Source organism: Flavobacterium tructae (assembly GCF_001853485.1).
GTDB lineage: Bacteria > Bacteroidota > Bacteroidia > Flavobacteriales > Flavobacteriaceae > Flavobacterium > Flavobacterium tructae.
The window spans coordinates 267,165-288,137 of the sequence record NZ_MIKE01000023.1 but is presented as its reverse complement, the minus strand read 5'-3'; the positions used below and the strand labels follow the sequence as shown (position 1 = coordinate 288,137).

Genomic DNA, 20,973 nt, shown 5'->3' with positions numbered 1-20,973 from the left:
TTACAGAATTAATGAAGGTTTTGAGCTGCTCGGTTTAGGGGGCTGAGTAAAATGTGATTTTGAATTTTATCAAAGCCATAAAAAATAGGTTTATAGGTGTTGAAGCATTAGCCACAGATTAATGGATTAAAATGATTAGCAAAAATCTGCTAACCTGAGCGATAGGAAACAGGTGGACCAATCTCCTGAATCTGCGTGAAAAAAATAAACACAACAGTTTACCTATCGATTAATTGCATAATTTTGAAAATAGTAAACCAACACTATAGATTCCTTTGAGCAAAAATGCCATACCCACTTTGTCTGTTTTAAATATACTTGGCGAGCAAACGTTTGGTATCACCCTGTTTCGGCATAGTGTAAAAGGGCGTAACGAATTCGAGCAGCCTCATAAACATGATTTCTACCTCGTTTTTTTCGTAGAGAACGGTTCCGGATTTCATAGTGTAGATTTTAAACAAACGAGAGTAGAAGATTATCAGATTCATTTTGTGGGAGCCGGACAGGTACACAATTGGTCGCTTGATGTAAATACCAATGGTTTCCAGCTGATGATTTCTCCCGCGATCATGACCGTTTTTTCTAATTTGTCGCAGTTACCTTTTTTCGGACAGAGTTCACCCTTCTGCCTTTCCTTGGATAAGAATGGATTTCAGAATGTTAAAAGCCAGTTGGAGGAAATAGAATCAGATTTAGTTAAAGACGATCTATTGACCAAAGAAATAGTGCTGTTGAGATTGCACTTGCTGTTTAAATTGCTGCAAAAGGAATACGTTTTGCAATTTCCGGATCATGATGTTGCGGCCAAATCAGAAAAAATTATAAAAAAGTTCAAGACACTGATTGAAGATCACTTTACAACCCAATTCTCCGTGAATTTTTACGCTGGAGAGTTAAATGTGACTTCTAATTATCTGAATATTCTTTCCCAAAAATTCCTGAACAAATCGGCTGGCGATGTTATAAAAGAAAGAACTATTCTGGAAGCCAAACGATTGTTGATTAGTACTGACTTATCTGTAAAAGAGATTGCTTATCAGTTAGGATTTAGCGATAATGGCTATTTTGCCAAAGTGTTTAAAAAGTATATCGGAATAACACCGACCGATTTTAAGGAAAATTATAATCTGTACCATTCTTATCATTAATCTTCCTGCTCCGGTTTTAAAAAATTAAGTGAATTTTGCAGTTCACCATTATTTTTTGAGAATCAGTTTCTCAAAAATATATCACACTATTAACCGATGAGCGACAACAAAATAAACCGAAAGCAATTTTTAAGAATGGGAGCCGCAGCAACTGGAGCCGCATTGTTTTCCGGAATAAGCAATACTGCAATGGCACATTCTATTGAGGAACCGGAGTATATTGCGACCAGTACGAAAGAATATATTTTAACCAATGTAAGACTGGAGGAGGGTTTTGAGTACAATGAAAAGAAAGAAGTAATTGCGACCAAAACCAATTTGTTCAATGTACATATTGCAGATGGGAAGATTAAAAATATTACAACCGACAAACCCGATGGTAAACTAAAAAAAGTTGACGCCAAAGGTCTTTTGATGCTTCCGGGATTGCGTGACATGCACATCCATATTGATAAAACTTTTTACGGCGGAAAATGGAATGCCGCTCCCAGAAAAGGATTTACGGTAAAAGATATGATTACGCTGGAACAGAAAATTATTCCGGATTTGCTTGTCGACTCTCAGTACAAAGCAGAGCAGGCTATTCAGTTGATGAAAAGTCAGGGGAGTTATTTTGCCCGTTGCCAGTGTAATATTGACCCCGTGAGCGGATTAAAAAGTCTGGAGCATTTGTTGAAGGCTTTAGATAATAATAAAGACAGTTTTGGATGGGAAATTGTGGCTTTTCCGCAGCACGGAATTTTATATTCGCAATCAGAACCTTTACTGAGAGAAGCCGCAAAAATGGGGGTAGATTTTATTGGCGGTCTTGATCCAACAACGGTTGATGGAAATATGGAGAAATCGCTTGATACCATGTTCCAGATCGCGATAGACCACAATAAAGGAATCGATATTCATTTGCACGAATCGCCGCCTTCAGGAAAATCAGCCATAGAATACATTATCAAAAAAACTGAAGAGAACAAACAATTACAGGGAAAAACTTATATCAGCCATGGTTTTGCATTGGCCAGAATGGATCCGAAAGATTTAGAGGGAATAGCCGAAAAAATGGGAGCACTTGGAATAGGAGTTATTTCGACAGTGCCGATTGGAAAAACCATCATGCCCATTCCGACTTTAAAGAAGTATGGCGTGAAACTGATGACAGGTACTGACAGTATTGTAGACCACTGGATGCCTTTTGGAACTTGTGATATGTTGGAAAAAGCAAAATTATGTGCACAGCTTTATGGCTGGACAGATGAATACAATTTGAGTCGTGCTTTGCACATTGCCACCGCAAACGAGGTGTTGCCGCTTAACGATGCAGGTGTACGCGTATGGCCGGCAGCGGGGGATGATGCACATTTTATTTTGGTAAAAGCAAGCTGTTCTGCCGAAGCGGTAGCTCGTTTGCCAAAAAGAGAAGGCGTGTTTTTTAAGGGTAAAATGATAGCAGGGCAAATGACCGGCTTGTAAAAAACTTGAAATTATATTTTTTACCGTCAATAAGCTGTGCGGAACAGATACGGTTGCCTGCGAAAGAATAATGGTTTGGATTTTATATTTAATCTGAATTACAAACAAAAAAACAATCAGTACATTTTTTTGTCCTGATTGTTTTTTTATTTGAAATCGATATTGAATTTATGATGAGTTACCTCAGCATAAGAATTTAGCGTAATTTTTTTATATACTATTTACCATTTGATGTACATACTGCCCCAGGAGAATCCTGCTCCAAAAGCCGTAATAACAAGATTATCTCCTTTTTTGAAATCGTTTTTGAAATCCCAAAGACATAACGGGATGGTTGCGGCTGTAGTGTTACCGTATCTTTGAATGTTTACTTTAAACTTCTCAATAGGAATACCAACTTCTTCACTTACTGCCTGAATGATTCTTAAGTTAGCCTGATGAGGGATTACCCAGTCTACCATATCCGGAGTCAATGAAGCTTTTTCCATTAGTTCTTTCGAAGTACCGCTCATGTTTCGCACAGCGTGTTTAAAAACGGTTCTTCCTTCCTGATGTACAAAATGCTGTTTGTTTTGAATGGTTTCTTCTGTTGTTGCCAAAAGAGAACCTCCGGCACGTACAGAAAGGAATTCAGCACCTGTTCCGTCTGTTCTGAAAATGTTTTGATGAATACCACGACCGTCTGTAGTAGGCTGTAAAAGTACAGCACCTGCGCCATCACCAAATAAAATACAGCTATTTCGGTCTTCATAATTAACGATCGAACTCATTTTATCGGCACCAACTACGATGACATTTTTGTATCTGCCGCTTTCAATAAAGCTTGCACCTACTGAAAGTGCATATAAAAAACCACTGCAGGCAGCGTTAAGGTCAAATCCCCAGGCGCTTTTCAGCCCTGCTTTTTCGCATACCAAACTGGCAGCGGGAGTAAGAATATGATCGGGTGTTGATGTTGCGAGTATAAGACAATCAATATCCAGAGGATTTATATCATAATTTTTTATTAAATCTTTAATGGCGAAAGAAGCCATATCTGAGGTTGCCAGTGTAGGGTCATCCAATATTCTTCTTTCTTTTATGCCTGTTCGAGAGGTAATCCACTCATCTGTTGTATCTATTCTTTTTTCTAAATCAGTATTGCTTAAAACCGTTTCCGGTACATATCCTCCAATAGCAATAATGGAAGCCTTTGTTGTATTCATTGAATTTTTTGTTTCTCTTTTAGTGTTCTTTTAATTTTGACTTTCGGCCCAAAACCTTTCTCCAGTCCATTTTACAAGAGTTTTTCGAAGAATATGTAGTACGAGGGGCATCTTCATTTACAGGGGCGCAATTTAACAAATATAAAGACGCAAAAATCTCGGGATTTGTTAATTTACTTTTAATATTTCTGTTTCACTTCATTATTAATAAAATCAATTCCTGTTTTGAATGATTTTGTCTCAGTTCTTCAATGTTTATAAAAAAGCAATCCAACTGAACTTGTTATTGGTCGCAAAAATGCTTTTTTGTTACGGTTAGGTTTAAAAAAGTGAAGAATGTTTAAGATAGCATTCTTTTAATGAATGAATGAGATTTGGTCTCATTCATTGTCAAAAGTGTAATATGAACTAATTAACTCTTGTTTTTATAAAGATAATTCTATCTTTACGGCCAGATTAAGGTCTGTTTTTTCTTTAGAGAAAACAGTTAAAAGGGAATCAGGTGTAAATCCTGAACAGACCCGCTACTGTAAGTTCTGTAAAAGTCTTTAACGTTACTCATGCCATTGTCCCGCTTTGCGGGATGAGAAGGCAGTTTAAAGATGGAACAAGTCAGGAGACCTGCCGGAATCACATAGTTTAAGACTTTCGTGGAATAAAGTTGAACAACAATAAACGGACCTGTTATTTTGTAACGGGATCCTGCCTTATTGCTTTTTTGACGATCATATCCCGAAGTTTATTTAATTAAATCAGTGATGTGTAAGACCAGAAAATTACTTTTATTTCTTTTCGTATTGTTAGCTCCCGTCGTACTTCGCTCGCAGACTACTAAGGACAGTCTGAGGGTTTTGAAAGAAGTACTGTTAAAAGCAAAACCTTATCAGGAAGTGATTCCCGTACAAAGCCTCTCAGGAGTACTGCTAGAAAACTTAGCCAGCCACAATGTTGCCGATGCACTTCGTTATTTTGCCGGAGTACAAATCAAGGATTACGGTGGTTTGGGCGGACTTAAAACGGTGGATGTACGCAACATGGGAACGCATCACGTAGGTGTTTTTTACGACGGCATTCAGTTGGGAAATGCACAGAACGGAGTTACAGATTTAGGAAAATACTCTCTCGATGATATGGAATCTCTCACCATGTACAATGGTCAGAAGAGTGAAATATTTCAGTCGGCCAAAGATTTTGCAGCTGCTTCTACTATCTATTTGCGCACCAAACGGCCTGTTTTTGAGAATAACAAAAAGACCAATTTCTTACTGCGTTATAAAACCATGTCTATCAATTACAATGACCTTTCTTTTAGATTGGAGCAGAAATTAAGTGATAAGGTAAGCTGGAGTGCCAGTTCTGAATACATAAAATCTAACGGAGAATACAAATTCAGATACAAAAGAAACAATCTCGACGGTACTGTGGCTTATGATACCTCAGCAACGAGACACAATAGTGATATAGAAGCATTTCGTTTCGAGTCTGGTCTGTACGGAAAAATGAAGAACGGCACTTGGGATGCGAAAGTGTATTATTACGGTTCCGAAAGAGGAGCACCGGGAGCTATTGTAGAAAATAAGTTTTCGGATGGTTTTAGACAGTACGACAAGAATTTTTTTGCGCAGGGTACTTTTATAAAAGATCTTAGCGAAAGATATAAATTTCAGGCTAAGGCAAAATATGCTTATGATTATACTCATTATGTAGCCAGAGACACCACCAGTGTACTGGGTGAAGTGGTTACCGAAGGCGCTCAATCTGACGATAGTTATTACCAACAGGAATATTATTTTTCAGCAGTCAATCTGTACAAGATTTTACCCACTTGGGACGTTTCGTTGTCAACTGATTTTCAGTACAACCGCCTTAATGCAACCAGAAAAGGGATAAAGACCCTGTTCTCTTATCCGGAGCGCTACACCGCTTTGTTTGCCCTGGCAAGTTCCTACAGACTGGATGGCTTTAAAGTTCTGGGCAGCGTTGTAGGAACGCACGTGCAGGAAGAAGTACGTTACAATGCCAAAGCTCCTGATAAAACAGAATTTACTCCTGCTATATTTTTGGGTTACACTCCTTTTAAAGCCTATGATTTTAATGTAAGAGCTTTTGCGAAACGTATGTTCCGAATGCCCACTTTTAATGATTTGTATTATACGATGGTCGGTTCCAGTACCTTAAGGCCCGAGTACATGAATCAATATGACCTTGGATTTACCTACAATATACCCGTGGAGAAAGGTTTTCTGGATCAGTTTTCTCTTCAGGTCGATGGATATTATACCAATACTAAAGATAAAATAATTGCCGCTCCAACCGGAAATTTATTCCGCTGGATGATGACTAATATCGGGCAGGTGAAAGGAAAGGGAATAGAGTCGGCTGTGGATATGAAAATGCATTTCGGCAAAGTAAATCTGACTACTCATTTAACCTATACGTATTCAGAGAGTAGAGATTACACCAAGTTTGCCGGTTTGGAATTATCCTCTTACGGAGATCAGATTCCTTACACACCCTGGCACAGCGGATCCGGAATATTAAATGCAGATTATAAGTCATGGAATTTTAACTACAGTTTTATATATGTAGGAAAACGCTACAACGGAAATGTAAACAATATCAAAATTAATGAAGTGCAGCCTTGGTACACCCATGATTTGGCGGTTCAGAAAATGTTCTCCTTTCATCAGTATAAAATAAAAGGAACGATCGAATTGAACAATGTCCTGAATCAGCAGTACGAAGTGATTTATAACTATCCGATGCCGGGCCGTACTTTAAAATTTATAATCAGTATTGCACTATGAAAAAGAGAAGTACCCGATTCCTGCTTAGTTTATTTGTTGCTCTTCTTTTGGTTTCCTGTAGAGAAGAAGAAACTATTTTTCCGTCTTCAGATAAAAGTGTAGCCGCACCCAGAAGCGATGGCAAAATAGAAGGATTTTATCTTTTAAACGAAGGTAATATGGGAATGAACCGCGCCAGTATTGACGTGTTCAATTACAGAACCGGGAATTATACCACCGATATTTACTCCGAACGCAATCCAACAGTGGTAAAAGAACTGGGGGATGTGGGTAATGATATAAAAATTTATGGGAATAAAGTGTATGCGGTGATCAACTGCTCCAATAAGGTTGAGGTAATCGACAAATGGTCCGCAAAACGAATCAAAAAAATAGACATTCCGAATTGCCGATATGTCACTTTCTACAAAAATAAAGCCTACGTAAGTTCGTATTCAGGCCCTGTTGCCATTGACCCAAATGCCGAAATTGGATTTGTAGCCGAAATAGATACGACATCCTTAGAAATAAAACGTAAAGTGACCGTTGGTTATCAGCCGGAACAAATGTTGGTACATAACGGAAAATTGTATGTAGCCAATTCAGGAGGTTACAAAGTCCCTAATTATGACCGTACCGTATCCGTTATCGATCTTGAAACTTTTACCGAAATAAAAAAGATAGATGTGGGGATTAACCTTCATAGCATGCAGGTAGACAGCAGAGGTGATATTTATGTGAGTTCCAGAGGTGATTATTACAACACACCGTCTAATCTTTTTGTGATTGATACGAAGACGGATGAAAAGAAAATGCAGCTTGATATTCCCGTTTCGGCAACCTGTCTGGTTGATGATTTGCTCTATTATTACAGTGTTTCATGGAGCTATCTGACCAACAGTAATAAGGTTACGTACGGAATATTAGATACAAAGACCAAAAAAGTGATTAACGATAAAATCATTACAGACGGCACTGATAAACATATCATGATTCCTTACGGTTTACAGGTAAATCCCGAAACGAAAGAAATATACATTACCGATGCCCAAAATTACGTAGTAACAGGTTACATCTACTGTTTCACTCCCGAAGGAAAATTAAAATGGAAAACTACGGCAGGTAATATTCCGGCACATATTGCTTTTATAACTAAAAAGTAAGTTGTGAAAAGTAAAGAGTGAAGAGTGAAGAATTAGATGTTACCTCACTGGAAATTTATTTTGTTGTACCTCAGCAATCATGTGTCATTAAAGAATAAAAATAAAAAAATATGAAAAGAGTCCCTTTTGCACTTTTAAAGAGTACGCTAGTATTAACCCTCTTACTGGGATTTATTTCCTGTGGAACCGATCGGGAAGATGATTCTGGAAATCAAAATCAGGGAGAAGTATTAAAAGAATCCTATACGATAGATCGTTTTAAAGTGCTCAATATTGATTTAAAATTAAATAGTAATTCAAAATTAACCTGGAGTATTAAAGATTCAGTGATCTCAGAAAGCCTTCAACTGGATTTTATCAGTCCATATGCAAAGAATTACCCCTTAACGTTAAAAGTGGAGACCAATGGTGTTGTAAAAACATTCCAATCGATTATCAACGTAACAAAAGAGACCGGAAATTATAGTAAGTACATCTCTAATGTACTGGAATTTCGTCCCGGAGTCGGCCAGTTTACCAATGAACTTCCCTTATACGCACCGGGAAATACCGAAAGTAATTTGATCAATGCCGCAAAAAAGTCACTTGTTGGTTCTAATGCCAGCATGATTTCTCTAGGCGGATTTGGAGGCTATGTTGTATTTGGTTTTGATCATACGATTCCAAATATGAATGGCCGTGATTTTAAAGTTTTGGGAAATGCATTTTGGGCTAATGACACAAATGAAACTCGTTCAGGTTCTTGTGAACCCGGAATTATTCTGGTGGCTTACGATAAAAATAAAAATGGGAAACCTGACGAGGACGAATGGTACGAAATAGCCGGAAGTGAATATTTTAAAAGTACTACCGTGAAGAACTATAGTGTGACTTATTTCAAACCGGATCCTAACAAACCGGCTGTTGCAGGTCCGGATTTTTGGCAGACGGATGTGCAGTACATTAAATGGGAAGACAGTCAGGGGAATTCAGGATATAAAACTAAAAATGGATTTCATGAACAAAGCTATTATCCGCTATGGATTTCGGAGGCTTCTTATACCTTGAAAGGAACCCGAATTAAAGATAATTTTTATGATCAAAATGGTAACGGAAACTATTGGGTAGGCACAGGATTTGATTTTGGTTATGCCGATAATGCGCCCAATAGCGATGAAGGTTCGAATATTGACATTTCCTGGGCGGTAGACAAAAACGGAAAATACGTAAAACTTCCCGGAATAGATTTCGTCAAAATACATACCGCAATCAATCAGGAAGCAGGCTGGCTGGGAGAAGTTTCTACAGATGTTGCCGGAGCTTATGACCTGTATCTTAAATAATGAAAAATTAAAATTAAATTGAATATGAAGAAAAATTACTTGTTATTATTGATGTTCTTTTCTGTCGTTTTTATGCGTGGGCAGGTAGTATTGGAAGGCACAATTCTAAATAAAAATAAACAAACAGCAGCGAAAAATAAAATTGCCAAAAACACGATTGCTGTGACAACCTTTGATGATATTAAGTATTGGATAGGCACAGGCTCTAATCGGGCAGCATTTATGGTGCAGTGGAATGATGGTAAAAATACCGATGCTTTAGTCTGGGGATTCAGATGGGAGGGTACCGCCACAGGAGAAGACATGTTGAAAGCCATACTAAAGGTAGATCGTCGTTTTTTCGCTCTCTTGTATAAAGGAACACAAACAGGATCTTCGGTAGGAGGATTGGGTTTTGATCTGAATGGAATTAAAACGATCGGACTTTATAAAGGCACAGATTATACTTATCCTCTTTATCCAACAAATGGTTTTGTGAATACAGCTGCTTATGATTTTGACAGCTACACAGCAATTGATACAAACGATCACTGGCAATCCGGATGGACAAATGGAGAATGGACGTATTGGGGGAAAAATCCTGCCGATGCTGATTTTACTGCCGTAACTACAGGGGCATCTGGTCGTATTCTGCAAAATGATTCCTGGGATGTTTGGAATTATGCACCGTCTAAAAATGTGCTTCCTATTGCCGGAACTTTTACTCCGGTTGTACCTTATGCAGAAGCAACAGATTTTACGAATGGATTTTTTATGGTAAACGAAGACTGGTTCGGACATACCAATGGTTCTGTGAATTTTATTAATAAAGACGGAAGTACTAATTACCGAATTTACAGTATAGCGAACAACAATGAAACCTTTGGCGTGACCACTTGTTATGGAACAATTTACGGAGATAATTTTTATTTTATTTCCAAACAGGCAGCAAGTGGAGGAGATCAAAATTTTAGTCCAGGCGGAAGATTGGTTGTTGCCAATGCTAAAACCATGAAAAAAATTGCCGGATTTGCAAACATTGGAGCAGATGGACGTTCGTTTGTTGGAGTTAATGAAAATACAGGATATATCGGTACTTCAAAAGGTATTTATCTTTTTGATATTGCCAATTTGAAGGTAGGGAGTTTATTAGCAGGCACAGGTACTGCAGGACAGGTTGGCAATATGATTCGTACGTCTCAGTATGTATTTGCAGTAACACAAAGTGGAGGAATGCTGATAATCGATCCTGCTACTAATACTTTGATTAAGACTATTACCGGTAAATTCCACTCTGTAGTTCAGGCCAAAGACGGAAGTGTATGGGGAATTCAGGATCAAAAGCTAATAAATATTAATGCAACAACTTTTACGGTAATCGAATATGCAATTCCAACAACTAAATACTTAGGTTCTTGGGGAGCCTGGAATGCAGGGAGTTTTACTTATAGCACTCAGGAAAATGCTTTGTTTTGGATAAACGCTATCAGTTCTTTTACTTCAGGAACAAAAATTGTAAAATTTGATATTACTTCAAAAACCTTTAATGAGAATTTTGCAACGATTCCGGGTCAGACAGATGCTTTTAAACAAATCCCCTATGGTGCGGCCTTGCGTATCGATCCGGTTTCAGATGAGCTGATTCTCAATACTACAGAAAACGGATTTGGAGCACATTTTCAGAAAAACTGGGTTCATACTTTTGATCGTACAGGAAATTTAATTCAGACAAGAGTTTTAGACGATTACTATTGGTTTCCCGGAACGACTGTTTTTCCGGATAATGAAGCACCTGTAGTGAGCAATACTCTGCCATCGGAAGTTTCGGTAAAAGAACCAACTGTAATCGATTTAAAAAACATTGTCTCGGATACTGATAACTTGTCGGCAGCGATCGTGAAATCTGTAAAATCAGTTAGTGATGCAGAGGTGGTTTCCGCTGTAATAAATATGAATGACGAATTGGTTCTGACTCCAAAAACTCAGGGTACTGCAACGGTGGTGATTCGTTTTAATTCCAATGGTAAACTGGTTGAAAAATCAATTACAGTAAATGTAACAACCAATTTAGGTATCGGTGAGTTTACGAAATTAGAATTGGCAGTTTATCCAAACCCGGTTTCAGATGTATTGAACATTAGAACGGAAGACGAAGTGTTGAATGTAACAGTCTATGATATTTCGGGTAAATCGATTAACACTCAATTCAATAACAATCAGATTAACGTTAGTGATTTTTCAAAAGGAATGTACATCATCAATATAGTAACTGATAAAGCAAACTATGTTCAGAAATTTATTAAGAAGTAGGGTTTGAAATGTGAGATGTAAAATGTGAAATGTATAGATATAGCCCCTCTTACGGTTTTGTAAGAGGGGTTTTTGATTTATAACGGTTACTTTAATAGTTGCAATATATTCATGGATTTTGTAAAAAGGTACGGAATATTCTGAATCTATTCTTCTACATAGTATTTGGGGTCAATCGTAATGAGGATTCTAAAAAAAAAATAAGTTTAAGGTTTTTGAAAAAGCGTGCGATCTCCGGTTATTTTATAATACGCGCCTGAAGGAAGATTAGTGTCCTCATCTGCGGCTGCATCACTTGTATAAATTGGAGGAGTTAAATAAACAAAAAATCCGTTTTCGTCTATGTAAAATCGTAATGTTTCTGCTTGCATATTAGTTCCGGAAATCGTTTTTTGACCAGTGTAAAATTCTTGACGACTTTCACCAGAGCCCTTTCCAGTACCAGCTTTTAATTTTAGAATGCCACCGTCAAGATTAGGATTTCCTGTTGCTTGGTTTATTTGTTTATAGATATCTTCAGTATGAACGGAAGCATAAATATCACCTGTAATTGAGTGTACAGCTATACCATTCCAGTTTCTAGCTGTTAGACCTTGTGCAATAAAATTTCCAGTGCCATTTGTTTGTTTATATATATCACCCCCACCATCAGCGGCAAAAACATCATTTGTCATCGAGTTAACCGTGATTGCTTTCCAAGTTCTAGGAGGTTGACCTAAGGAATTAAATGTACCGGAACCTCCCGTCTGTTTTAAAATTTCGCTACCCACTACAACAGCATACACATCATTGTTTGACGAATTTATCGCAATGCTATGCCATATTCTATTTCCTGCCCCTACAGCGACAAATGGTCCTGTACCTCCCGTCTGTTTGTAAATATCACCTCCATAAACAACGGCATACACGTCATTGTTTGATGAATTTACTGCAATACTCCACCATTGCCTATTTCCCGCTCCTATTGGTTCGAAGGGCCCTATACCACCTGTTTGTTTATATATATCGCCATTTATAATAGAAGCATAGACATCATTGTTTGAAGAATTTACTGTTACTCCTAGTAAAAGTTGACCCGTGAAAGCTATCGAATGAAAATCTCCCGATCCAGCCGTTTGCTTGTATAAACCATGTGTGTAGCCACAAGCATAAACATTTCCTGTATTTGAATTTACAGCCATTTGATACCATGGTCGAAAAGATTGATTTAAAGCGATAAATTCTGAGCTTTCGACAAAATTTATAGTCCTGCCAGCCGAGACAATTAAATCTCTTCCGATATTATATGTATCAGATTGTCTAACCCCAAGTTCAAAATTGGCATTATTTCCGAATTCAAAATCTTTTGAGTATGGTTTTGTATTATTAATCCCAATTCTCGTACCGTCATCATTAATCCTACAAGGAACTATACCGTTACTGTTATTGTATTTTCCCAGGAAATTTTGAATGCCATTATTTACAATATTTGTAGGCATATCAGATGTCAATGCTATCGTTCCACTTTTGTCAGGTAAGGTGTATGTTCTAGAAGCGGTATTAATATTTGTAAAGAAAGAAGAAAAAGTATTAGCGACATTTCTCAGACCAAATTTTCCATTTAGAAAAGTTTTGATTCCTGATACAGATTGGTCTGTATCAGTTGACATGTCTCCTAAAGTTACATCGCCAGTACCAAAAATGGAATTCCCGTTTATTGTTTTGAACAAATTTTTAAAGTTTGTCCACGAGATTATACGGGTTAATTTACCAGCTAGAAAGTGAATTTTATCAGTGTCAGAAATTGAGCTTACTGTTGTTAATGTGTTTTGGAATGTGCCAAAGTTTACATCGGTTAGCACATCTTGTTTTTCAGAAATTTTACTATCTATTTTTGGAATCGTATAGTAATTCTCAAGCAAATTTTGTTCTACAGAATCAATATCATTTTTTAAATGTTGCGCTGTTCCGTTGTAATCGCCTTTGTCTAATTTTTTTTCAAAGGCTGCAAGATGAGCATTATCGTCTGTGATATGAGCGTGAAACTGAGATTGATCCGTTTTTGCGTCTAAAGTTGTGGTCAAATTAGAAATAGAGGCCTGTGGAATCTGCTCATCTTTATGCCAAAAGCTTAACCATGTAGCGTGGAATTGCTTTTGTGTAGGCTTTGATCTGGTTTTGAACCAGCTCAGAATAGTATTTATATTTGTTGCCATTATAATTTGTTTTATTTTTTTTCTGCTTAAAAGTGTATTGGATTATTCTTCAACATGGTATCTGGGGTCAATTGTAATCAAAATTCTCTTGAAAAGCTGTATCAAACGATTTCTGATCGACTTCAAAATCAAAGTCATGGCATCGAAATTCTCTACTTCTTTTTTTGTTTTTATCGCTATTATATTGCTGATGATTGAAATGCCATCGCTTACGATCAGTAAATCCATTACAATGGTGACAAACCATTTGAAGTTGTAATTGAGTCCTTTGCTCATTAAGGCCAGAGCTGTTGGAATCAACAATACGGCCAGTTTGGATACAAATCCCAGAGCCAGTTTTTTAAAGCTAAAAGGATTATTCAATACAATGGTTTTGACAATGCCTAAAAAAGTATCCAATACCATTAAATAAAACAGCACTTTCACAATTTCTGCATCCATTTCCAGGTAAATAAAAATTCCATAAAGCAATAATTTTAATTCATTTGAATATTCTGTAATTCTATGCATCATCATAGGTTTAGGGTTGAATTAATCTTCTACTATAGACTTTTTGGCGTGATCAAAATCAATTACGCCAAGCAGGTTGGTAAATCTCTTTCCGAAAACGGATAAGGTATTGTCTCTTTCGTTTTCGCCTAAATTGTCGCTGATCGTTTCCTGAACAACGCCAAATTTATGGACGGAATTGCTCGCAATAAAGTTGTCGTTCAATAAGGCCCCGGCGACCATATTTCCTGAGATATCAATACTTAAGCTGAGTTTTCTTAAATAATTTAGAAAGCCTTTCCATTTGATGGCGGCATAGATAAAAGAAATGGGGTAAACGCCAAAAGAGCAGATTAAGGCAAATGTAAAGAGGATCCATTCGGTGTAATGTTTTTTCGAAATAAAAAGGATTGGTAGTATAAGGATGGCTACTTGTGCCGTGATCAGGATGGTTATAAAAAGCCACAGCAATGCCAAAGCGGTAAAAATAAATTTTACAATTTTCATAGCGTTAGTTTAGGTTAAAAAGGAGAGATGAGGAATCTTTTGGGGGATATATTCCCCCAAAAGAGTAATAAGGTTTATTCTAGTGGATCAACTTTTGTATTGTGAGCAACGATTCCTGAAATAACATAATTGTCTACATTTTCGACATCCAGAAGAGCTACTTCAAGAGGTTCTTCTTTGAATACAATCGATTCAATAGGTATGGTTTTTCCGAGTTTGTCAATCAATAACATCGTTTGCTGTACATTTTTAGCACGCGTCCATTTTAGATTTTCACCATCTTCAGTTACCAAAAGTGGATGTTCTCCAGTAACTTTAATTGTGGTATCTGGGGTTTTAATTTCATAATAATTGGGTTGGATACTTGTCCTTTTATCAGTTACAGTTACCTCCGCCTTGGCGGCTTCATTTAATTTTCCGTTCCATGTCATATAATCGCCCTCAGACTCGTCAATCTCATTTGGGAAGGAGAATCCCTGGAGTTTATCACCAATGACAATATTTTTTAGCTTTTTGGTTTGCCCTGATGCCATTGTTACAGGAGATTCTATATAGAAACAGTTAGGATCATACGGGGGTACAATTTTACTAGTTTCTTCACTAAATTGAGACTCATTCCCATCTTCACCTAATGCTTGTACTTTGTAATAATAGGTATATACTTTCTGATTTCCACCATAATAGTCTGTTTGACTGGTAGATTTTATGTCAGCAAATTCTGCGGGAGTATCATCAGTTTTGTCTGCTATTCGTCTAATTAATCTATAACTAATAGGGGTGTAACTTTCTATACGATTCCATTTAATAACAACCTCATTGCCTTGGATTTCAATGGGTAAAAGGGTTGGCACAGGAATTGCCTTAGGAGTAACTTTAGTAATTGCACTGCCATCTGAAATATTTCCTGCGGCATCTTTTGCAAAAACTTTAAAAGTATAGGATTTTTCCGGAGTTAAATTAGTAGCAATATATTTATCAACGTCGCCTAGTGAAATATAGTCACCCTCGTCTATAGATACTAAGTAGTCAGTTACCGCTACATTGTCAGTGGCTTTTGTCCAGCCTAGAGATATACTTGAACTGGTAACTTTTGTTACGGTTAGATTTGTTGGAGGCGTTGGTTTTGTTGTATCTCTTGGCAGCCCTGTATACTCGATGAAGTGAACTACGCTATAAGGATTTAGAAGAGAGAAAGCTTTGCCTTCTCCACTTGGACCAGTTTTATAAACATCAGATATTTTTTCATCATTATTACGTGAGCCGCTTAATGTTGGCATGTCAGTTGTCCCACCTCCATCAATAGGTAAACCATGACTATGTGGAGGCATTTCTTCAATTAGTAAGGTTTTATTTTTTTCACCACTTTGCTTTTCAATTCGATTGAATTCTGACTGAGTGAGATCAAATCCTACAGGCATTCTTCCTCTCAAAGGAGCATATTCTTGCCAGCCTTCGGGAATTTCAGCAGCAGGTCGTCCCCAAATGGCAATCATTCCTTTTGGTATGGGGGATTCAACTGGTTTTTTCTCTTCTAATTTTGCAACACGCTCAAGTAAACGACTGATTAAGGTATTGCTTTTAATAACCTGATTTGAACTGTCCAGTACTAATATAGAACCATCAGGATTTTCCTTGCCGGTCTGCTTTAAATATACTTTTCCCTCTACCGTTAGATTTCCGGTCATGGCTTTTGAGCCGTCTATAGGAAGATATTCTTTTTTAATATTGATGACGTCTGACTTAAGATTAGTAACGTCTGTTTTGATACCGGGAAAATATTTATTAATTTCTGCAATATCATCAGTTGCTTTTAGAATTTTTTCTTTATTTGCATCAATTTGATCCTGAAGTGTTTTCAAAATACGTTCGACAGCAGGAATATCTTTAATCGTTCTAAAATCTTTCAACTGATAATATCTTACTTTTAGGTCATCTGTGTCAATTTCAGGAGTTGCTTTACCAGCAGTATATTCTGGTAATTCAATATACACGGCTTCAAAATCAAAATAAGCAGTTTGAGATCTTCCTGTTCCGTAAACCAGGTTTGTGCCTGTTCGAATTGTTTTTAGATAGCTTGTTACAGTCGTATTTCGGATAGGATATAAAACTCCTTCTTTTAAAAAATCCTTTTCATCATGTACTATAGCCCAACCGTCTCTATTGGCTGTTGGTTCGGCGATAATACAATTTTCACCGATTGCAACGCCAAAATGCGCTTTTAAAGCTCCAAATAACTCCGTTCTGTAGGCGTTCTGAAGTCTTTCTAAAGTTTCCTGTTCAAGAGGAAAACCTCCTTCATGGCTAAAATTTATTTGTTTCATTTTTTATTTGTTTTAACGTATGTTGTTTATTTGTTTTAATGTCATTGATTTAGTTAATCGTCAATAGTTTTTTGGAGCGATTTTTTAATCCATGATTTCCTGTACATAACTATAGCTTTCGTAGCTTTTTCCGGCCAGTTTATAGAAATTGAGTAAGTTGTGGTATGCGGTGTCAGTTACCTGAATAGCGGTAGTTTTTGACAACTCTACGTCTTTATTAGGCAGTATTTCTATAGTTCCGCTTTTTATTAAGTGTTTAGGTATAAATATCCTGAAATTGGCATAATTTACTTTAGTATAATCTTTGCGATGTGCGAGATAAACAGGTTTGTTGTCTCTGTTTTTAAGCTCATTATTATTAAAAATGTTTAATTGCGGAATCATTAAAGCTCCTTTTTTTACCTTTTTGTCGGGCAAAGTAATATCCGGTTCGTAGTATTCTTTGTGGAGATAGACATATTGAATAGCGGGCTTGATAGATTCATCGATGTAAATTAGTTCTTCTAATCGCTTTTGTTCCATACTTAGGTTGGGATCGTAATTTTTTGTGGGATTAAAAGCGTCGTTGAGTACTTTTTCCAGATAAATGACCTGCCCTGTATGCTGCATTTTGTATAATATCTCTTCATAAATCGTACGAAGAGGAGCCAGTAAAACATTGAGCCATTCGAGATGCGTTTTTTTTCTGACAACCGGCGGAATGAGCCATAATAGTAGCTTTTCCCATTTTAAAACAGTGTATTTATTCATAGTATTGGTATTAGGCTATTGTTTGTCTCGGTAAAATGTATAAGGAATATAATTTACCTGTATCTCTAGGGCATCCAGATCAAAATAGCCTGAGTTAGGGATAAAGTATTCCGTTTTAGTAACATCTTCTAAAGGAGGGCTTAGTTGGTCATTTGGATTTTTAGCCCAGCTGGTTTCGACTTTATTTACAACTGGGATTTTAATGCCCGGCGTATTCTGCAAAGCATCGACAAAATAGGTTTTTACAAAAGCGCCATTAAACTCAATACTTTTTAAATGCTCTTTGACAGCATCTTGTACAGGAAATATCTTTTCGTTCAGAATCAATGAACCATTTTTTGGATTTGCAGGATTTGCCGGATCAATATAGATGTTCAAAGGATCAACATAAACGGTTAAGTTTAATTTTAGGATATCACCGTTATCAGAAGAGATATGAATATGGTTTCCTGCATCTTTAATTTTTGCCATATATTCTTTGAAGGCGTAGAGTTCATTAGGAACATCAATTCTCGAGATTTTATCGCCTTTTACCGTGGCTACTTTTAAAAATACTACCCCCACTTTGTTACGGAAGTAGTCCGAAAAAATAGTTTCGCGGTCTTTCTTTTGTGTAGGATCGAGTACTGTTTCCAGATCAATTTCGCTTACTGCGCAATGTTTGATTATTTTTAATTTTTCGATTTCTGTTTCGTCAAGACCTGTAGTGTCAAACTGATACGAACCATCTTTCCAGAGGAATGGTATTTTGCTGTTGGAATCAGAGGTTGAAGTAAGTCCGTAATGAAAATTTAAGGCTTGGCTTCTGTACCAGTTTAAGGTATGCGGTCTTGAGATCAGCGCATTTTTTTCTACTATTTTTTCGTGAATCCAGATAGCGGTGGCGACTATGTTGATCCAAAGTTTCCAAATAGCAGTTTTTGAATCTGTTAAGTTGTTTAAGGAAGATTGCTTTCCTTTCTCAATCAGAATTTCGTTCTGTATTTCAGCAATTGTACGTGCCATATTTTAATTTTTTGAAATAGTTTAGCCTGTAAGACATGTGTAATATGCTTAGAGATAATTGTTTATGTTATTTGTAAATACTACAGAGAAGTAGTTTTTTTTTAGAGACTTCTAAAAGGAGAAATGAATAGGTCTTTTTGTTTGATAATCTGAACTTTTGTGCTGTTTTTCAGATTGTTATGGCCTAAAAAAGTTGCTAATAAATGATAAAATCGTCTTCAATAATCATATAATCGATTCCGGAGAAATTATCCAGTAAATACTGTTCTTCTTCTGTAATAGCTGTGGCAGGCTTTAAGTTTCGGGTATTGTAATATTCTACAATATCTTTTTTGAAAGCTTCGCGGCCTATTTTTAAATCTTCATAAACAGAAAGGTCTTCTGTAAGGTTAAATCTGTCGTTGTCGTCTAAAAGGTCGAATACTTTTTCAATACTTCCGTATTCCTGTAAAGAGACATCAAAAATGTTTTGATTTTCTTGTGGTTTAATAGTTTCCATCGATTTTAATGTTTTGTAAATCGTTGACATCTAGTTTTTTTACGTGAAAGTTGTCATACGATAATTGTTTGTCTATTTCGTTTTCCAGTCTTAACCTGGAGGTTGCATCCGGGCTATTAATGTATTTTTTTATTCCTACTCCAAGAATAGGAAACTCTTTATAACTTCCTTTTTGACTTAGCAATAGATGTTCTATGTTTTGCTGATCTGCATTTTTAATGGAGAAATCTCCATTGGTGATTAACAAGTCATCTTCTATGATAAAATCTCTCATATGTAGTTACTTTTTGTTTTTTTTTGTTAATGAATAGCTCCTTTGAATCTGCGCGCCATACTCAAAAAATGCCCTTTTATTTGATACTGTAAAAATACGCCCGAATTTGTCTTTTACCAAGATTTTGAGGCTTGTGAATCAGTAGTTTCAGTAAGTTGATTATTGGGTTTATGTTGTTGATTTTCAGTGTTTTGGTTTTTATTTTTTTAAAGAAATGCAAAGATTTAACCCCGTGGGATAACCAGATCAAAAAGTACTTTAAAAATCATTTTTAGAATGTTGTTTTTAATAGCATTCAGTTTTATTTTTGATATTCCGGTTGCTTGAAGCGTTTGAAATTCCATTAAATTGAATTGACTTTTTAACAGCCATTCTAAATCTTCTTCGGTTAGATTTCCGGAGGAGAAAAGAAAGAGCCAGCGTTCCAATTTCTCTCTGGAGATTTCTAAAAAAGTGTTCAGATCTTTCTCCAGTTCGAATTTGTTATCCTTATAACTTTCTGTTATAATAATTTTGAGTTTACTTTTTAATTGGTCTAGTAATGTATCGTTATGCATCGTTTCAGGTATTGCTGTTGATTAAATATAAAAGAGCATCTTTTGACTCTTTATCTTTTTTGGCTTCGTATTGAATCAGTAAATCGAGAGCTTGCAAAACTTGTTTTTCGGATTCTTGTATAAAAGCAGGAGATAAAACTCCTTTCGTTTCCCATCGTTTGAAAAAACCAGCCAAAAGATTCTTTTCTTTATCGTTTAGCATTTTCCACATCGAAAAAGTGATTTCGTTATGGGGTTTATTTTTTTCATATTCAGTCAACTTTTCAATGTCAAGGAAGAAAGCGTTTATTTCGACTTTATGAACCGTATATGGGGTAGTAGCTTTCTCCATTAGCTTAATAGTTTCGACTTTTACTGCAATTGTTTTTTGATAAGAATAAAGGTCGAATGGGGCTGTTTTTATGGAAGTACAGGAGGTAATGGTAAAAGTCAGAACAAATAGGAGGGCTGTATGTTTTAATTTGAAAGGTTTCATCTGCGTTATTTGTATAAGATTACATAGTTTTTTCGGTCACGCTTTAATTTGCTAAGCACCTTCCAATCGCTGTACCCTTTTTTGTCAAAGTGTGGAAGATCTTTAAAAGTTTTCCAGTCTCCGCCCCAGTTCCAGTTGTATTTTTTAAAAATTTCGACACATTCCTGCCAGTCCGAAATTTGGTCGTTGTCCCAGTCTTTTACGGTATCCCAGGAAGCGGTTTTGCCGTCGATAATTAAACAGATATCGACTGCAAAGCCATAATTGTGAATGGATTGGCCTCCTTTAGCGTTCGTTACTTTTTTTCCGGGTTTGGTGCGGCCAAAAGCATAAAGATCCTCCTGCTCCTGAAAAGTTCTGAGACTTTGTGTAATGCGAACTTTTGCCCTTCCGGTTAAAGCCAGATTACATTCTTCGATGATTTTGGCCATTTCTTCCCTGACTGAAGGATGTAATAAATCAATGTGTTTTTTTGTAGTTTGATCCATATGTATTGGTATTAATGATTTTAGATTTTGAGCATA

General features: G+C 36.5%; 18 protein-coding genes and 1 riboswitch. Of the genes, 6 read left to right on the top strand and 12 right to left on the bottom strand.

Annotated features, from left to right (window positions below; genetic code table 11):
* Nucleotides 1-275 precede the first annotated feature (275 nt).
* Together BHE19_RS12195 and BHE19_RS12190 are read left to right on the top strand one after the other, a co-directional pair.
* A complete protein-coding gene (locus tag BHE19_RS12195; RefSeq protein ID WP_070907350.1) occupies nucleotides 276-1,148 on the top strand; it encodes an AraC family transcriptional regulator in 873 nt (290 codons plus the stop codon).
* Between the two features lie 96 nt (nucleotides 1,149-1,244).
* On the top strand, nucleotides 1,245-2,612 hold the full coding sequence (locus BHE19_RS12190) for an amidohydrolase (RefSeq protein ID WP_070907349.1): 1,368 nt from the start codon (nucleotides 1,245-1,247) through the stop codon (nucleotides 2,610-2,612).
* A gap of 221 nt (nucleotides 2,613-2,833) precedes the next feature.
* On the opposite strand, the gene BHE19_RS12185 is transcribed toward BHE19_RS12190, so the two are convergent.
* Complete coding sequence (locus tag BHE19_RS12185; RefSeq protein ID WP_070907348.1) at nucleotides 2,834-3,817, bottom strand: beta-ketoacyl-ACP synthase III; 984 nt, start codon at nucleotides 3,815-3,817, stop codon at nucleotides 2,834-2,836.
* Between the two features lie 442 nt (nucleotides 3,818-4,259).
* A riboswitch (cobalamin riboswitch) is annotated at nucleotides 4,260-4,460 on the top strand.
* Nucleotides 4,461-4,575: 115 nt separating this feature from the next.
* On the opposite strand from BHE19_RS12185, the gene BHE19_RS12180 reads away from it, so the two are divergent.
* The 4 genes from BHE19_RS12180 (at nucleotide 4,576) to BHE19_RS12165 (ending at nucleotide 11,377) form a co-directional block, all read left to right on the top strand.
* Complete coding sequence (locus BHE19_RS12180; protein ID WP_070907347.1) at nucleotides 4,576-6,624, top strand: TonB-dependent receptor; 2,049 nt, start codon at nucleotides 4,576-4,578, stop codon at nucleotides 6,622-6,624.
* The gene (locus BHE19_RS12175; protein WP_070907346.1) at nucleotides 6,621-7,766 is read left to right on the top strand and encodes a YncE family protein; all 1,146 of its coding nucleotides are present in this window, start codon (nucleotides 6,621-6,623) and stop codon (nucleotides 7,764-7,766) included. Before BHE19_RS12180 ends, BHE19_RS12175 begins: the two co-directional genes overlap by 4 nt.
* Nucleotides 7,767-7,876: 110 nt before the next feature.
* Nucleotides 7,877-9,088: a cell surface protein gene (locus BHE19_RS12170; protein WP_070907345.1), complete on the top strand. Its 1,212-nt coding sequence runs from the start codon at nucleotides 7,877-7,879 to the stop codon at nucleotides 9,086-9,088.
* 24 nt (nucleotides 9,089-9,112) lie between these two features.
* The gene (locus BHE19_RS12165; RefSeq protein ID WP_070907344.1) at nucleotides 9,113-11,377 is read left to right on the top strand and encodes a T9SS type A sorting domain-containing protein; all 2,265 of its coding nucleotides are present in this window, start codon (nucleotides 9,113-9,115) and stop codon (nucleotides 11,375-11,377) included.
* A gap of 206 nt (nucleotides 11,378-11,583) precedes the next feature.
* Here BHE19_RS12165 and BHE19_RS12160 read toward each other — a convergent pair whose 3' ends face one another.
* From BHE19_RS12160 to BHE19_RS12110, 11 genes are all read right to left on the bottom strand, one after another.
* On the bottom strand, nucleotides 11,584-13,572 hold the full coding sequence (locus tag BHE19_RS12160; protein WP_070907343.1) for a hypothetical protein: 1,989 nt from the start codon (nucleotides 13,570-13,572) through the stop codon (nucleotides 11,584-11,586).
* A gap of 42 nt (nucleotides 13,573-13,614) precedes the next feature.
* Nucleotides 13,615-14,088, bottom strand: a complete 474-nt coding sequence (locus tag BHE19_RS12155; protein ID WP_233430781.1) for a phage holin family protein — start codon at nucleotides 14,086-14,088, stop codon at nucleotides 13,615-13,617.
* A 15-nt stretch (nucleotides 14,089-14,103) separates the two neighbouring features.
* Nucleotides 14,104-14,568, bottom strand: coding sequence for a hypothetical protein (locus BHE19_RS12150; protein WP_070907341.1), 465 nt, complete (start codon nucleotides 14,566-14,568; stop codon nucleotides 14,104-14,106).
* Between the two features lie 74 nt (nucleotides 14,569-14,642).
* Nucleotides 14,643-16,889 (bottom strand): fibronectin type III domain-containing protein, encoded by a 2,247-nt coding sequence (locus tag BHE19_RS12145; protein WP_070907340.1) that lies wholly within the window; start codon nucleotides 16,887-16,889, stop codon nucleotides 14,643-14,645.
* 84 nt (nucleotides 16,890-16,973) lie between these two features.
* Complete coding sequence (locus tag BHE19_RS12140) at nucleotides 16,974-17,639, bottom strand: hypothetical protein (RefSeq protein WP_070907339.1); 666 nt, start codon at nucleotides 17,637-17,639, stop codon at nucleotides 16,974-16,976.
* A 15-nt stretch (nucleotides 17,640-17,654) separates the two neighbouring features.
* Nucleotides 17,655-18,644, bottom strand: a complete 990-nt coding sequence (locus BHE19_RS12135) for a hypothetical protein (protein WP_070907338.1) — start codon at nucleotides 18,642-18,644, stop codon at nucleotides 17,655-17,657.
* 196 nt (nucleotides 18,645-18,840) lie between these two features.
* Complete coding sequence (locus BHE19_RS12130; RefSeq protein ID WP_017498015.1) at nucleotides 18,841-19,143, bottom strand: hypothetical protein; 303 nt, start codon at nucleotides 19,141-19,143, stop codon at nucleotides 18,841-18,843.
* Complete coding sequence (locus tag BHE19_RS12125) at nucleotides 19,130-19,417, bottom strand: hypothetical protein (RefSeq protein ID WP_070907337.1); 288 nt, start codon at nucleotides 19,415-19,417, stop codon at nucleotides 19,130-19,132. Before BHE19_RS12125 ends, BHE19_RS12130 begins: the two co-directional genes overlap by 14 nt.
* A 224-nt stretch (nucleotides 19,418-19,641) precedes the next feature.
* A complete protein-coding gene (locus tag BHE19_RS12120) occupies nucleotides 19,642-19,974 on the bottom strand; it encodes a hypothetical protein (protein WP_070907336.1) in 333 nt (110 codons plus the stop codon).
* 4 nt (nucleotides 19,975-19,978) lie between these two features.
* The gene (locus BHE19_RS12115; protein ID WP_070907335.1) at nucleotides 19,979-20,449 is read right to left on the bottom strand and encodes a hypothetical protein; all 471 of its coding nucleotides are present in this window, start codon (nucleotides 20,447-20,449) and stop codon (nucleotides 19,979-19,981) included.
* A 5-nt stretch (nucleotides 20,450-20,454) separates the two neighbouring features.
* Nucleotides 20,455-20,937: a M15 family metallopeptidase gene (locus BHE19_RS12110; RefSeq protein ID WP_070907334.1), complete on the bottom strand. Its 483-nt coding sequence runs from the start codon at nucleotides 20,935-20,937 to the stop codon at nucleotides 20,455-20,457.
* Nucleotides 20,938-20,973: the final 36 nt, after the last annotated feature.